The 14790-nt window shown below is 71.0% G+C and carries 16 protein-coding genes; 6 read left to right on the top strand and 10 right to left on the bottom strand.

Annotated elements, in window-relative coordinates:
* Positions 1 to 24: 24 nt before the first annotated feature.
* The 10 genes from treZ to KDN32_RS04905 form a co-directional block, all read right to left on the bottom strand.
* Positions 25 to 1746, bottom strand: coding sequence for a malto-oligosyltrehalose trehalohydrolase (treZ, locus tag KDN32_RS04950; protein WP_249216649.1), 1722 nt, complete (start codon positions 1744 to 1746; stop codon positions 25 to 27).
* A complete protein-coding gene (gene treY / locus KDN32_RS04945) occupies positions 1746 to 4025 on the bottom strand; it encodes a malto-oligosyltrehalose synthase (protein ID WP_211730965.1) in 2280 nt (759 codons plus the stop codon). The genes treZ and treY overlap by 1 nt, the downstream gene beginning before the upstream one ends.
* Complete coding sequence (gene glgX / locus KDN32_RS04940; RefSeq protein ID WP_211730964.1) at positions 4022 to 6193, bottom strand: glycogen debranching protein GlgX; 2172 nt, start codon at positions 6191 to 6193, stop codon at positions 4022 to 4024. The genes treY and glgX overlap by 4 nt, the downstream gene beginning before the upstream one ends.
* Positions 6194 to 6377: 184 nt before the next feature.
* On the bottom strand, positions 6378 to 6818 hold the full coding sequence (locus tag KDN32_RS04935; RefSeq protein ID WP_307853718.1) for a pilus assembly protein TadG-related protein: 441 nt from the start codon (positions 6816 to 6818) through the stop codon (positions 6378 to 6380).
* Positions 6815 to 7291, bottom strand: a complete 477-nt coding sequence (locus tag KDN32_RS04930) for a hypothetical protein (protein ID WP_211730963.1) — start codon at positions 7289 to 7291, stop codon at positions 6815 to 6817. The genes KDN32_RS04935 and KDN32_RS04930 overlap by 4 nt, the downstream gene beginning before the upstream one ends.
* Positions 7288 to 7686, bottom strand: a complete 399-nt coding sequence (locus KDN32_RS04925) for a TadE/TadG family type IV pilus assembly protein (protein WP_211730962.1) — start codon at positions 7684 to 7686, stop codon at positions 7288 to 7290. Before KDN32_RS04925 ends, KDN32_RS04930 begins: the two co-directional genes overlap by 4 nt.
* 3 nt (positions 7687 to 7689) lie before the next feature.
* A complete protein-coding gene (locus KDN32_RS04920; RefSeq protein ID WP_211730961.1) occupies positions 7690 to 7860 on the bottom strand; it encodes a hypothetical protein in 171 nt (56 codons plus the stop codon).
* Between the two features lie 35 nt (positions 7861 to 7895).
* The gene (locus KDN32_RS04915) at positions 7896 to 8837 is read right to left on the bottom strand and encodes a type II secretion system F family protein (RefSeq protein WP_211730960.1); all 942 of its coding nucleotides are present in this window, start codon (positions 8835 to 8837) and stop codon (positions 7896 to 7898) included.
* Positions 8834 to 9688 (bottom strand): type II secretion system F family protein, encoded by an 855-nt coding sequence (locus KDN32_RS04910; RefSeq protein ID WP_211730959.1) that lies wholly within the window; start codon positions 9686 to 9688, stop codon positions 8834 to 8836. Before KDN32_RS04910 ends, KDN32_RS04915 begins: the two co-directional genes overlap by 4 nt.
* On the bottom strand, positions 9688 to 9990 hold the full coding sequence (locus KDN32_RS04905; protein ID WP_249216359.1) for a P-loop NTPase family protein: 303 nt from the start codon (positions 9988 to 9990) through the stop codon (positions 9688 to 9690). The genes KDN32_RS04910 and KDN32_RS04905 overlap by 1 nt, the downstream gene beginning before the upstream one ends.
* A 591-nt stretch (positions 9991 to 10581) precedes the next feature.
* Here KDN32_RS04905 and KDN32_RS04900 point away from each other — a divergent pair.
* From KDN32_RS04900 to KDN32_RS04875, 6 genes are all read left to right on the top strand, one after another.
* Positions 10582 to 11262, top strand: coding sequence for a sigma-70 family RNA polymerase sigma factor (locus tag KDN32_RS04900; RefSeq protein ID WP_129478880.1), 681 nt, complete (start codon positions 10582 to 10584; stop codon positions 11260 to 11262).
* Positions 11259 to 12212, top strand: coding sequence for a zeta toxin family protein (locus KDN32_RS04895; RefSeq protein WP_211730958.1), 954 nt, complete (start codon positions 11259 to 11261; stop codon positions 12210 to 12212). The genes KDN32_RS04900 and KDN32_RS04895 overlap by 4 nt, the downstream gene beginning before the upstream one ends.
* A 210-nt stretch (positions 12213 to 12422) precedes the next feature.
* On the top strand, positions 12423 to 12884 hold the full coding sequence (locus tag KDN32_RS04890) for a hypothetical protein (protein ID WP_211730957.1): 462 nt from the start codon (positions 12423 to 12425) through the stop codon (positions 12882 to 12884).
* 205 nt (positions 12885 to 13089) lie between these two features.
* Complete coding sequence (locus KDN32_RS04885) at positions 13090 to 13353, top strand: DUF2604 domain-containing protein (protein WP_129478874.1); 264 nt, start codon at positions 13090 to 13092, stop codon at positions 13351 to 13353.
* Positions 13346 to 14317: a putative metal-binding protein gene (locus KDN32_RS04880; RefSeq protein WP_211730956.1), complete on the top strand. Its 972-nt coding sequence runs from the start codon at positions 13346 to 13348 to the stop codon at positions 14315 to 14317. Before KDN32_RS04885 ends, KDN32_RS04880 begins: the two co-directional genes overlap by 8 nt.
* The gene (locus tag KDN32_RS04875; RefSeq protein WP_211730955.1) at positions 14295 to 14789 is read left to right on the top strand and encodes an MPN domain-containing protein; all 495 of its coding nucleotides are present in this window, start codon (positions 14295 to 14297) and stop codon (positions 14787 to 14789) included. Before KDN32_RS04880 ends, KDN32_RS04875 begins: the two co-directional genes overlap by 23 nt.
* The last annotated feature ends 1 nt before the right edge of the window (position 14790 follow it).

Raw genomic sequence — 14790 nt, 5'->3', positions numbered from 1 at the left:
TAAAAAGTTGCGGAACCGCCCCGCCTATCGCAGGAGTGTGCCTCCGTGCGCCGGGACGACGAGGGTCCCGGCGTCCAGCTCGACCCCGGACGGCGTCGCGAAGAGCACCTCGGACGCGTCGACGTCGAGGCTGACCTCGGTCTCCCCCGCGTTGACCACGACCAGCAGGTCGCCGCGGCGCATCGTGAACAACCGGCCCTGCACCTCGCAGGCGACCGCGCCGAAGGACGGGTCCGTGAGCTGCGGGAGCTCGCGGCGCAGCCGGGCGAGCCGGCGGTAGCAGTCGAGGACGACGGCGTGCCGGCCCGTGGAGAGCTCGTCCCAGTCGAGCCGCGAGCGTCGGAACGTCTCGGGGTCCTGCGGGTCGAGCACGTCGTCGGGGTCCCAGCCCATCTGCTCGAACTCCGCGACCCGGCCCTCGGCGGTGGCCTTCCCGAGCTCCGGCTCGGGGTGGGAGGTGAAGAAGGCGAACGGCGTGGAGGCGGCCCACTCCTCCCCCATGAACAGCATCGGGGTGAACGGTCCGGCGAGGGTGAGCAGGGCGGCGCAGGCGAGCTGGTCGTCGTCGAGGTGCTCGGCGAGCCGGTCGCCGCGGGCGCGGTTGCCGACCTGGTCGTGGTTCTGGTTGGCCACGACCAGCCGCCACGTCGGCATGTGGTCGGTGTCGACGGGCCGACCGTGGTCGCGACCGCGGAAGGAGGAGAACGTCCCGTCGTGGAAGAACCCGCGCTCGCACACCTTCGCCAGCGCCTCGAGCGGCTCGAAGTCGGCGTAGTAGCCCGTGGTCTCGCCGCTCAGCGCGACGTGGACCGCGTGGTGGAAGTCGTCGCTCCACTGCGCGTCGAGCCCGCGGCCCCCACCCTCGCGGGGCGTGACCATCCGCGCGTCGTTGAGGTCGGACTCGGCGATCAGCGTGAGCGGGCGGCGCAGGTGGGCCGAGAGGGCGGCGGTCTCGATCGCCATCTCCTCCAGCAGGTGGACCTCGGAGGTGTCGCTCAGCGCGTGCACGGCGTCGAGCCGCAGCGCGTCGACGTGGTAGTCCTCGAACCACATCCGCACGTTGTCGAGGATGTAGCGGCGCACCTCGGCGGACCCCTCGCCGTCGAGGTTGACCAGGTCGCCCCAGGTGTTGCGCCCCTCCTTGAGGTACGGCCCGAACAGCGGCAGGTAGTTGCCGGACGGGCCGAGGTGGTTGTGCACCACGTCCTGCACCACGCCGAGCCCGCGTGCGTGGCAGGCGTCGACGAAGCGGCGATAGGCGTCGGGACCGCCGTAGGGCTCGGCGACCGCGAACCACGCGACGCCGTCGTAGCCCCAGTTGTGCGTGCCGTTGAAGGCGTTGACCGGCATCACCTCGACCAGGTCGACGCCGAGGTCGACGAGGTGGTCGAGTCGCTCGATCGCGTGGTCGAGGGTGCCGCCCGGGGTGAAGGTCCCGACGTGCAGCTCGTAGATGACCGACCCGGCGAGCTGGCGGCCGGTCCACCCGGAGTCCTGCCACTCGTACGTCGTCACGTCCCGTCGCGACAGCTCGTGCACTCCGCCGGGCTGGCGTCGCGAGCGCGGGTCGGGCCGCGGGTCGGGGTCGTCGTCGAGGAGGTAGCCGTAGTCGGCCTCGCCGTCCGGCACCGGCTCGACCGGGGTCCACCAGTCGTCGGCGCCGCGGCTCATCTCGAGGGTCTCCGCACCGATCCGCAGCCGCACCCGCTGCGGGCGCGGCGCCCAGACGTCGTACGGTCCCCGCATCACGAGTCCTTCCTCACCAGCAGGGCGACCGGGTGGACCGCCAGCAGGTCGGCCAGGCGGCCGTCGGTGTCGAGGCCGGTGAGCACGTCGTGCCACCGCCCTTCGGGGAGGCCGAGGGTGGTCTCGCCCCAGCCGCCGGCGGCGGCGAGGCCGACCGGGAGCCGGGTGGCGACGGTGATCGCGCCGCCGCGGTCGAAGGCGACGACGTGCCCGGCCCGCTCGCCGGTGGCAGCGACGGGGGCGTATCCGGTGAACAGCCCCGGCCGCTCGCGGCGCAGCGTCAGCGCGGTGCAGGTGACGTGGAGCTTGGTGGCCGCGTCGTCCTCGGCGGTCCCGGCCAGCACGGCGGCGCGGTGGTCGAAGTCGACCGGGCGCCGGTTGTCGGGGTCGACGAGCGAGGTCTCCCACAGCTCGCTGCCCTGGTAGACGTCCGGGACGCCGGGCATCGTGATCGCCAGCAGCTTGGCGGCGAGGGAGTTGGCCTGTGCGGGCGCGTCGATCCGGGCGGCGAGGTCGGCCAGCACGGCGCGGACCTCGTCGGAGTCGAAGACGGCGTCGACCGCGGCGTGCACGGCCGCCTCGTACGCCTCGTCGGGCTCGGTCCAGGTGGTGCGGTCACCGGCCTCCCGCATCGCCTTCTCGGCATAGCCGTGCAGCCGCTCGCGCAGGTCGGGCAGGTGGTCGGGCGTCCACGCGCTGAGGACGGCCTGCCACAGGAGGGACCCGAAGCCCGGGTCGGGCACCGGCGCGAGGCGCAGCAGCTCGTCGAGCGCGCGCTCCCAGTGGCCGGGCTCCTCGGCGAGGACGGTGATCCGGGCGCGGACGTCCTCGCCGCGCTTGGTGTCGTGGGTGGACAGCGTGACCATCGCGTCGGGCCAGTCACGCTGCCGGTCTGCCATCGCGCCGTGGAAGTCGTCGACGGAGACCGCGAAGACGGACGGGTCGGCGCCGACCTCGTTGAGCGAGGTCAGGCGGGACCAGCGGTAGAACGAGCAGTCCTCCACGCCCTTGGCCATCACCATGCCGGAGGTCTGCTGGAAGCGCCGTGCGGGCTGGCCCCACTCGTCGTGCAGCACCGGCTCGAGGACGTCGAACGTCTCCGCGAGGTCGGGGCGCTCCTCGCGGGCGCGGGCGAAGGCGGCGTCGAGGTGGTCGCGGCCCTCGGGGAGGTACGACCGGTAGACCGGGAAGCAGGCCAGCAGCTCGCCGACCGCGTCGGCGACGGCGTCCTCGTCGACGTCGTCCACCACCCGGGCGACCTCGCGGGTGATCCGCAGGACCTCGGAGTGCAGGATGCCGTCGGCGACCGCGCGCTTCATGTCGTGGACCATCCGCTCCCAGTCGACCGGCGCGCCGCGGAGCCGGTCCTCGAGCGCGGTGAGCGGAGCCTCCCCAGCGGGGTCGGTGAGCACCCGGTCGACGAGCGCGAGCGCGTCGTAGCCGGTGGTCCCGGCGGTGGCCCAGTCGGCGGGCAGCTCCTCCCCCGGCTCGAGGATCTTCTCGACCAGGACGTACGCCCCGCCGGTGAGCGCGGCGAGGTCGTCGAGGTAGCGCTTGGGGTCGCGCAGGCCGTCGGGGTGGTCGACCCGCAGGCCGTCGACGAGCCCCTCGTCGAACCAGCGCTTGACCTCGACGTGGGTCTGCGCGAAGACCTCGGGGTCCTCGACCCGGACCGCGGCCAGGGTGTTGACCGCGAAGAACCGGCGGTAGTTGAGGTCCTCGTCGGCGGCGCGCCAGCTGACCAGCTCGTAGTGCTGCTCCTCCAGCGTGCTCGTGCCGGGCGCGAGCGGGAAGCGCTGGTCGTGGTAGCGCACCTCGGTCCTCGTCACCCGGATCGCGCCCTCGTCGTCGTCACCGACGACCGGGATCAGGATCCGGCCGTCGCCGGCCGCCCAGTCGACGTCGAAGGCGTTGGCGTGCTCCGAGGCGCGGCCGAGCTTGAGCACGTCCCACCACCACGGGTCCTCCTCCGGCGTGGCGACGCCGACGTGGTTGGGGACGATGTCGACCAGCACGCCCATCCCGAGCCGTCGCGCCTCGGCGGACAGGGCGGCGAGGCCCTCCTCTCCCCCACGCTCGGGGTCGACGTGGTCGAAGGCGACGACGTCGTAGCCGTGGGTGCTGCCCGGCTCGGAGGCCAGCAGCGGCGAGAGGTAGACCCAGTCGACGCCGAGGTCGTGGAGGTAGGGCAGGACCCGCGTCGCGTCGTGCAGCGTGAAGTCGGGGCTGACCTGGAGGCGGTAGGTGCTGTGCGGCGTACGACGCTCGGGTGCGGTCACGGCGCCTCGGTTCCCGCCGGGGCGCTCAACGATGCGGACACCGACTTGTCGGTCTCCTCGACCACCGGCTCGACGTGCTCGCGCAGCACGAGGGTGGACCGCTCGCCGAGCGGCAGCGTGGATCCGGCCGGGCAGGTGCCGCGCTCGTCGGCCACGCCGCCGGTGTCGATGAGGACGTCCCACGCCTCGGCGTACTCGGCCGGCGGGAGGGTCACCTCGCGCTCGCCGTCGGCGTTGAAGAAGAGGAGGAAGTGGTCGTCGGTGATCGCCTTGCCGCGGGAGTCGCGGGTGTTGATCGCGTCGCCGTTGAGGTACATCCCGAGCGACTTCTGGCCGCTGTCCCAGTCGCCCTCCTCCATCGGCCGGCCGTCGGGGTGCAGCCAGACGATGTCGTCGAGCCCGTTCTCGTCGGCCTGCCCGGTGAAGAACTGGCGGCGGCGGAACGTGCGGTGCTCGCGACGCAGACGGGAGACGGCGGCGGTGAACTCGATGAGGCCGTGGTCGGCCTGGTCCCAGTGCACCCAGGTCAGCTCGTTGTCCTGGGCGTAGCCGTTGTTGTTGCCGTCCTGCGTGCGGCCGAGCTCGTCGCCGTGCAGCAGCATCGGGACGCCCTGGCTGAGCAGCAGCGTGGTGATGAAGTTGCGCTGCTCGCGCGAGCGCAGGGCGTTGACGTGCGCGTCGTCGGTCGGACCCTCGACGCCGTGGTTCCACGAGCGGTTGTGGCTCTCGCCGTCGTTGTTGTCCTCGCCGTTGGCCTCGTTGTGCTTCTCGTCGTAGGACACGAGGTCGCGCAGCGTGAAGCCGTCGTGGGCGGTGACGAAGTTGATGCTGGCGAAGGGGCGGCGACCGGAGTTCTCGTAGAGGTCGGAGGAGCCGGCGACGCGGGAGGCGAACTCGCCGAGCGCGGGCTCGCCGCGCCAGAAGTCGCGCACGGTGTCGCGGTAGGCGCCGTTCCACTCGGTCCACTGGGGCGGGAAGCCGCCGACCTGGTAGCCGCCGGGGCCGATGTCCCAGGGCTCGGCGATCAGCTTGACCTGGCTGACCACCGGGTCCTGCTGCACGAGCTCGAAGAAGGTGGACAGCTTGTCGACGTCGTAGAACTCGCGGGCCAGCGTCGCGGCGAGGTCGAAGCGGAAGCCGTCGACGTGCATCTCGGTCACCCAGTAGCGCAGCGAGTCCATGATCAGCTGGAGCGAGTGCGGGTGACGGACGTTGAGCGAGTTCCCGGTGCCCGTGTAGTCCATGTAGTACTGCAGGTCGTCCTCGACGAGGCGGTAGTAGGCCGCGTTGTCGATGCCCTTCATGGACAGCGTCGGCCCGAGGTGGTTGCCCTCGGCGGTGTGGTTGTAGACCACGTCGAGGATGACCTCGATGCCGGCGGCGTGGAGCGCCTTGACCATCGCCTTGAACTCCTGGACCTGCTGGCCGAGGCCGGTCGTGGCGGCGTAGGACTCCTGCGGGGCGAAGAAACCGATCGTGTTGTAGCCCCAGTAGTTGCGCAGCCCCTTCTGGACCAGCGCGTCGTCCTGGACGAACTGGTGGACCGGCATCAGCTCGATCGCGGTGACGCCGAGCCGGGTGAGGTGCTCGACGACGGCCGGGTGGGCGATGCCGGCGTAGGTGCCGCGGAGGTTCTCCGGGACGTCGGGGTGGAGCTGGGTGAGGCCCTTGACGTGCGCCTCGTAAACCAGCGTCTCGTGGTAGGGCGTGCGCGGGCGGGCCTCGCCCTCCCAGTCGAAGAACGGGTTGATGACGACGCCGAGCATCACGTGCTGGAGCGAGTCGTCGTCGTTGGTCGTCTCGGGGTCGTCGAAGTCGTAGGAGAAGACCGAGCGGTCCCACTCGTACTCCCCGACCGTCGCCTTGGCGTAGGGGTCGAGCAGCAGCTTGTTGGGGTTGCAGCGCAGGCCCTGGTCGGGGTCCCACGGGCCGTGCACGCGGAAGCCGTAGCGCTGGCCGGGCTGCACGCCCGGGAGGTAGGCGTGCCACACGAACGCGTCGACCTCGGTGAGCTCGACGCGGGTCTCGGTGCGGGTGCCGTCGGTGTCCTCGTCGACGAGGCACAGCTCGACGCGCTCGGCGACCTCGCTGAAGAGGGCGAAGTTGGTGCCGCTGCCGTCGTACGTGGCGCCGAGGGGGTAGGCCGAACCCGGCCAGGTCTCCGTCATGGCAACGACGCTACTGGCATTTCCGGCCCTCCGGCTGGGCCGACCATCCACCGGGGTGGGGGCCCGGTGACGACCGTCACCAGCGCTCGGTCGCTCCTTCGGAAGGCAGTTCGCCGGCTGAGCTCCGTCCCTGAGCGTGCGCGGCGCCCAGCCGGTGACGAACTGCCTGTTTTAGTGCTGGCGATCAGGGCTGCACGGTGACCGCGGCCGTGCTGCTCGCCCCGACCGTGGGGCGGCTCGGCGAGCCCGGGATGGTGAGCGGCAGGTCGAGCGGCGCGACCAGGCGCACGGTGACCGACCGCGAGGTGCGGTCGACGCTGACCGCGACGTCGATGCCGGGGAACTTCTCGCCCGCGCCGGCGCGAGCCAGGTAGTCGCGCACGGCGGCGTCGACCGCGGCCTCCTGCTGGAGCAGCCGCTCGGCGTCGAGGCCCTGCTCGTAGATCCCGGTCGACCCGAGGTCGGCGCCGTGCAGCGCGGCGCCGTCGGCGAGGGTGTCGAGGCCCTGGCGCTGGAGGTAGGCCGACGAGGCGTCGATGACCGCGACGATCGCCATCAGCACGATGCTCGCGAAGCCGATGATCAGCAGGGTCGCCTGACCGGCCTCGTCCCGTGACCGTGTCACCGCCCCGGCTCCTCGTCGTCGCCCGCGTCGGAGCTCTCGACGTACTGCCCGATCGGCACCGTGTGGCTGGCGTCGAGGGCGAAGGTCGCGGCCTGGCGGCCGAGGATCTCCGGGGAGAACGGGAGGTCGACCCGGGAGTCGACGCGGACGGTGATGACCGACGTCCCGACGTGGCAGTTGTCGCCCGGCGCCCGGCAGGAGAACTCCACGTCGGCCGTCTGGCCCTCCACGCCCTGGTCGGCCAGCACCTGGGCGACAGCCGCCCGGGCCCGGGCCTCGCCGGTCGCGTCGTCCGGCGCCAGTGCGTACGCCCGTCCGGCCGCACGCGCCGCGGCGCTGGTGGCGAAGGCGCCACGCTGGACCTCGAACACCGACATGACGATCCAGATCAGCGGGACGAGGAGGATGATCGACAGCCAGGTCAGCTCGACCAGGGCCGATCCGCGGTCGTCGCGCCGCAGCGGGCGCCTCACCGCGCGACCGCCTGCTCGGCGACGGCGTGGCCGACGACCCGTACGTGGATGCTGGCGCCGCCGATCCCGAGGAGCGACACGTCGGCCTCGACGACCGCCTCGTAGCCGGGCGCGCCGCCGACGCGGGCCGGGCGGACCACGACCTCGCTGACGAACTCCTCCGAGAGCGCGCCGTCGACGAGCTCTTCCACCTTGGCGCGCCCGGCGTCGGCCGAGCTGCCGACCACGGCCGCGTGGCGCGCACCCTCCCCCGCGGCCGCCGCCAGGGTGTTGCGGACGTGGAGCACGAGGGCGAGCTGGAGGATGCCGATCACGAGGGGCAGCAGGACCAGCACGACCCAGACGAAGTCGACGACGGCCGCCCCGCGCTCCCGGTCGGCGCCGGAGCGGGACATCGCCTAGCCGCGGACCATCGAGAAGGCGTTGTCGAGCAGGGAGAGCAGCTGGTCCCTGACGACGGGCGTGAGCGCCGCGACGACGATCGCCGTCATCAGCGTCACCATCACCCAGCCGGGCACGTCCCCGCGCTCGTCGCGCCGGCGTGCGGTCCTGGTCGTCCTGAGGTGCATCGGGAGTCCTTTCGTGGCGGTGGTTCGGAGGTCGGTCAGGGCGTGGTGAGCTGGAGGCCCAGCACGCCGGGGTAGAAGGCGAAGAGGATCGTCACCGGCAGCACGAAGAACACGACGGGCGCCATCATCGCGATCTCCTTGCGCGCGGCGGTCTCGATGAGGAGGCGGCGGCCGGCCTCACGGACGTCGGCGGCCTGGGCGTGCAGCACGTCCGACAGCGGGGTGCCGCGCTCCATGGCGACCGTGATGCCGGTGGCGAACCGGGCGACGATGGGCAGGCCGGTGGTGCGGGCGAGCGACTCGAAGGCGACGCCGACGCTCTCGCCGGTGCGGATGCGACCCAGCACGGCCGCGAGGTCATGCGAGAGCGCCCCGCTGCTGCGGCGCACCACGCGGTCCAGCGCGGCGACCGGGCTCTCGCCCGCGGCGACCGACAGGGCGAGCAGCTCGGCGATCGTCGGGAACTCGGTGAGGACCTGGCGCTCGCGCTCCTTGACCTGCGTGCTGAGCCGGTTGTCGCGCATGAAGACACCCATCGCGAAGCCGAGGACGCAGAGCACCAGCGCGGACCCCGGGCTGCCGATGCCGCCGAGCGCGCGCACCAGGACCAGGGCAGCAGCGGCGCCGAAGCCGACCAGTCCCCACACGACCTGCTCGATGCGGAACTCGTGGACGGTGCGGTCGAGACCGGCGCGCTCGAGCCGGCGCCGCACCGAGGCCGTCCCGCCGAGCACTCGCTCGACGACGTCGGCCGCCGAGCGCAGCAGCGGACCGAAGATGCCGGCCGCGGCGGAGGTCGGCGACCCCGCGGCGACGCGTACGAGCGGGGGCTGGTCGCGCTGGGGGAGGTCGCGGAGGTAGGGCAGGACGCGCTGCGAGAGCTGGGGCCGGCGCAGCACGGCGACCCGCGCCACGACCAGCGCCAGCCCGAGCCCGGCGCACGCGCCGAGCAGGGCACCCCACACCGCGGTGCTCACGACAGGATCCGCTTCTCGACCGGCAGCCGCCCGATGCGCATCATCGCCCAGTAGGCCAGGACGCAGACCGCGAAGCCGACGCCGAGGACCAGGACGCCGCCGGGCGACGCGTACTGCTGGATGGCGGTGGTCTGGAACGACATCATCAGCAGCACGATCCACGGCGCGGACACCGCGAGGCGCGCACCGTTGACGGTCCACGCCTGCCGTGACTCGAGCTCCGAGCGCGTACGGGCGTCGTCGCGCAGGAAGCCGGAGAGGTTGCGCAGCAGCCGGCCGAGGTCGCCGCCACCCACCTCGCGCGCCAGCCGCAGGCCCTCGACGACCCGGTCGCCGACGGGGTCGGCGAGTCGGTCCTTGAGCCGGTCGAGGCACTCCCCGAAGCGTCCGGTCACCTGGTAGTCGAGGGCGAACTGGGCGAAGTCGGCGCGCAGCGGCTCCGGTCCGTTGGTGGCGAGCGCCGAGACCGCGTCGGGCAGCGACAGTCCGGCCCGGACCGCGCTGGCGAGGTTGTCGACCGCCTCGGGCCAGACCTCGGCGAAGTCGCGCAGCCGGCGGGACGCGCGCTGGCGCAGCACCGCGATCGGCGCGTAGGCCGCCATCGCGCCGAACACCAGCGCGACCGTCGGCGTGCGGGAGACCGCCTGGACGAGTGCGAAGGCGACGCCGCCGAGCACCAGGCACAGCGCCACGACGCTGGTGGGCGTGACGTCCGAGAGGCCGGCCCGCCCGAGCAGCCGGCCGAGGCGCGTGGACCCCGGCGCCGTCACCCGCGGCTGGCGCGGGAGCGCGAACGAGGCCCACACCAGCAGCAGGCCGACGCCGACGCCGAGCCCGACGAGCGCGCCCATCAGCCCGCCCCCTCCGCGGCAAGCACCTCGTGGACGTCGATGCCGACCCGCTCGTAGCGCTCGGTCCGCGCCGGCACCCCGCCGGTGCGGCGCAGCTCGCCGCCGGAGCGGACGAAGATCGGCTCGACCTCGATCACGTCGGCCTCCACCCGGCCGGGCACGGACACGATCTCGTTGACCCGCCGCACGCCGTCGGCGCCGAGGCCGAGGTGGACCACGAGGTCGACCGACGCCGCCACCGTCGGCACCACGAACCGCGCCGAGATGTTGTCGCCCGCCAATACGCCATAAGGGATGTGCATACCCGACAAGGTCCTCGGCGTGCGCGAGGAGTGCTGACAGCTACGGAACCTACTGAGGGCACGCGTGATCTAGCTCAAGCATCCGCACATGTCGAGATGCGGTGCAGAGGATGCGGCCCGCCTGGTCGTTAACTGTTGGAAACAGCGATCAGCATCGCCGTCGGGCGATGAAAATTCGACTGCCGAGGACGGCCCACGCGCAGGCCGCCCTGCGCGACCGATCGCGGTCCGGCGACCCGGACGCTCGCCTGGTATCCGTGTCGGCGCACCGACAACAAGGCGTAACGGCCCTGTCAGGTGCCCTGTCAGAAGCCTCTTCTGGAGCCGCGGCAGGAGCCCCTTCTGGTCGCCGCCGTTGCTCTGCCTGAGCACGTAGTTCGCGACGGCGCGTCGGGCTTGCCGCCGGCTCCACGAGCACCGGTCGGGCACCGGTCGGGCACCGGTCGTACGAGTGCTTGGCCGCGTGCAGGGGTTCCTCAACATCAAGTGCAGTTCGCGATGCCCGTTGTCGCTGGCTGCCACTAGGGTGCTGGAACCACGTGGGGTGGGCCGGCCGTGAGCACGGCGGTATGAGGGACGGTGGGGACAGGGATGATCGACAACTCGTCGTTGGAGCGCTTTGCTGAGCGCGCTACCGAGCTGCTCGTGCGTCTGGGTCAGGAACCGGACCCCGCCTTGGCCAGGGCGTACGACGAGCTGCTCTTCAAGGATCTCTACGACGTCATCCGCAGGCGTGGCGTCTCGTTGGCCATGCGAGCATCCGAATCGACGGTGGGTGGTGTTTGGCTGCCTCGGGTCCAGCCTGGCGACCTGGACGCCGTGGCCCTCGACGCGACCGTCGGTGCGCTCGAGCGGGCCCGCCGGACTGCGGACCGGTTCGACCCCTCGCGAGGAGACGGCGCCAGCTGGGCCCTCGGCGCGGCCGGCTTCGCCTACATCGACGCCGTGCGGGACTTCTATCTCACCCGTCGCAAGGGCGAGGCGGTGACGACCGAGCCGGCCGAGCTCGGCGAGATCGCGGACGCGGCTGTCTCGACAGCCTCTCCCGAGCGGATCGCGGAAACGCGCGCTGCTCTGGTGGATGCGCTCGGGCGACTCACCAGCGACGAGCGCTACGTCATCTTGGCGCAAGCGCAGTACGGCATGTCCTACTCAGAGATCGCGACCTACCGCTTCGGAAGCCCTCTGGAAACGAAGAAGGTCGACCGCCTCCTGCAGAGTGCGAGGCGCAAGCTCGCCGATGCCGAGCGTGCGTGGAACGCCGAGCCATGAGTCCTGCCGCATCGTCGGCGGATTCCACACCTAGGTGGTCCACCCGCGAAGAGCTCGAGGATGCCGTCGTCGCCTACCAGCCACACTGGTGGCGCACCGACGTCGACGCCCTCGCGGTAATCAACGACCGGGTACGACATCCGGGCCTGCGCGATCGGGTAGTGGCGACGTCGGACTTGGGCCAGATCGTCACCACCGCGGCGGTGTACCGGCCCGCCTCTCCCGGCGCCCCGGCGGATCGACCGTTCCTCGACGAGCGACTCGCTGTGCATGAGCAGATCATCGACGACTGCGTCCCCACCTTCCCATCGACCCCGGCATCGGCGCCGGCTCGGACGCCTGCCGCCTACTTCACGATCGGATGTCCCGGGTCGGGCAAGACTTCAGTGCTGCGTCGCATCGTCGACCTGCACCGCTTCCAGGAAGCCCAGAAGGCTCCGGAGACTCAGGAGGCCGCATCGGTTGGGCCGACGCAACCTGCCCCGTGCTCGATCATCGACGCAGACCGGGTGCGGCAGAAGCTGCCGGAGTACGCCGACGGACTCGGCGCCTTCGTGGTTGAGGAGGAGTGCTTCGCACTGACCTACGGGCCGGTGTTCGAGGCCGCCCTCGCCCGGCGCGCAGACGTCATCTACGACACCATCGGTCGCCTCGCCTCGATCCGAGACAACATCGAGCTGCTCCATGCGGACGGATTCGAGATCCACGTCCTCCAGGCACGAGCCGGCCTCGATGACTGCCGCGACCGTACGGAACGACGTGCACTCGAAGTCGACGGCAGACTCGTGCCGCCCGCGATGCTCGAACGTGCCGCGAACGATGCAGCTGAAGCACTCGCGGCGCTCCGTCGCGAAGGATTCCCTCTCGCTAGCTGGGCCATCGTCGACACCTCCGACATGACCTCGCCAGCCCTCATCGAAGGAACCGAACCATGGTCGATGGTCCTGTGATGCCACTGTCCGCTGGAGCCAGCTGGGCGGGTCGACTTGCGCGCCGATGCAGCCAAGACGAGTCCCACCGCGGAGCCGTGCGCCTGGCCGTCCGTCTTGTTGTCGGCAAGCTGGTTTTCGTCGTTCTATTCACGGGAACGGTCTAGGCGTGCCAGCATTGTGCCTTCGCTCACATGGTGTAACACCATTGCTTGACGCATACTCGAAGACATGGGAGAGCGCGTGAACAGCAAGAAGCGGCCCCAAACCGTAGGTGCGGTCGAGGCTCAGCCCGCCCTGCGCGACGCTGTCGCGAACGCCTCCTACGACTACAACGACGCGCTGATGGCGTATGAGGACGCACTCGCCAGCCGCGATACAGCGAAGCGCTCCCATGCCGAGACCGCGCTTCACGAGGCTGCCCGCCGGCTATCGTCGGCGCAGAGCGCTCTAGTTGCTGCGCGCAACATCCCGCCAGTGGCAGTGAGCTTCGCGGACCTTCTTAGCGACCCCACCCAGCAGCTGGATGCGACCGGCGATGTGATGCGCAGCGTCCTCGCCTACCGCACCGCCGCTCCGGCGACCGCGTCGGCCAGCCCCACCTGGATGGACCACGCGCCGCACGAGACCCGCGCAGCGACCTACGTGCACGAGCGGATCACAGCTTCAACGATCGTTGCCACGGCTTCCTGACGAAGCGCGGCACAGAAGGACGCCCGTACCTGCGGGTACTGAACGTCCTCGGCCACGCGCCCCCGCGTGCCAGTGGTCGCTGGTCGGCTTCTGAGGTGCCCCTCGGCTCTCCGCGCGGTTTCTGGAAACTTTTCCTGCCCAGCACGGGAGATTCCCGCATCGGGTGCCTACATGAGGTGAAGGCACTCGAGCGAAGGAGACCGTCATGGCGAAGCCTGACAACCACGTGGACCTGGTGATCGTTGTCTCGGGCGCCCCCGAGGCTGTGCGAATCAACCGGCACCAGACCCTCGAGCACGCAGTGCGGGAAGCTCTGCGCGAGTCCGGCAACAAAGGCCAGCGCCCCGAAGACTGGGAGCTGCGCAACGAAGCCGGGCAGCTCCTTGGCCTCGGCATGCGCCCGGACGAGGCCGGTCTGTTCGATGGACACACGCTGTTCCTGAGCCCCAAGGCGGGCGCTGGTGGCTGACGCACTCACAGCGGATCCGCAGGCGGGGACCGCGCCACAAAACCGTGGTCCCCGCCTGGTCCCCACCGCGGTCAACCGGGCGAAGTTCGACGAGCAGATCGCTCGGTGGAGGGCCAACGCCGACGTGTACGCCCGTCGTGGGTGGCTGCTGCTCTCGGTGGGCGACCTCTGCGTCGAGGTTGGCTTCCTTCGAGACGTTGCCATGGGTCCACGCACGATTCCGGTCATGACGGCATGCGTACGCATCGACTACTGGAACTTCGACCTGTGGGCCCCGTCCCTCACGTTCATCGACCCCATCACCCGGGAGCCCCTCGGCGGTCCACCGCCCGTGCGAGCTCCGAACCGGATGGACTCCGGCGAGGTCCGCGACGCTCTCATCGACCAGCACCCCGAGACGCTGCGGCCCTTCTTGTGCCTGCCCGGCATCCGCGAGTACCACAGCCACCCTCAGCACAGCGGCGACGACTGGCTGCTGCACCGGCACCTGGACGCCGGAGACCTCGTCGTCATCTGTGAGCGCATCTGGCAGCGCATGTCGCGCAACGTCCTCGGCATGTCGGTAGCCATCCAGTCCCTCGCCCCGGGCAGCAGCGCGGGCATCGCCAACCAGCTCGACATGAACCTCCTGCAGGGCGATGCCGACTTGGCGCAGCGACAGCTGGCGGCCCAAGAGGCGCAGGAGGCCGCCGTCGCAGCTGCCATGGCCGCCGGCGCTGCAAGCGCGGAGGCGCAGGGACCGGACGCAGACCACGACCGACCCGCTCCCTCCGCGCAGGTCGGAGAAGTTCTCAGCAGCGCAGACGTCATCGACGAACCCGTCGAACCCGTGATCCAGCCCGTGATGGAACAGGAGGCAGGGGTCCAGGGCAGTCCGCCTGACGTCGCCCGCGACGGCGCGGAACCTTCCTTGGTACCCGCGGCACGAAGGAAGAGCAACGGTGGACCTGACCTCCCAACGTGAGCTCGTGGTCCCCGACTCGGTCCTCGCTCCCACCCTCGAGTTCCTTCAGGAACGCGGCCAGTTGGGGCACGAGGGCTTCGTCGTGTGGGGCGGCAAGGTGGTTGACGAGGACACGCTTCACTTCACCAGCTGCTACGTCCCTCAACAGACCGCCCACAAGACCGCGGATGGGCTGCTGGTCGTCGTCGACGGCGTGGCACTGTTCCGGATGAACCGTGCATTCTACGAACGCGGAGAAATCGCTGCCGGCCAGGTGCACACCCACCCGACCGACGCCTACCACTCAAGCACTGATGACCACTTTCCCTTGGTGACGCTGTGTGGCGCATTGAGCCTCGTCGTCCCGGACTTCGCCCGGCACGGACGCGCCAGCATGGATCGGTGGGCGTGGTACCGGTTGCGTGAGCATGGTACGTGGGACCTGGCGGCAGATACCGGGTCCCGGATCCACGTCGAACCAGAAGGAAGCTGAT

This window comes from Nocardioides palaemonis, from assembly GCF_018275325.1.
Classification (GTDB): domain Bacteria; phylum Actinomycetota; class Actinomycetes; order Propionibacteriales; family Nocardioidaceae; genus Nocardioides; species Nocardioides palaemonis.
This window is presented reverse-complemented; position numbering and strand designations above follow the sequence as displayed.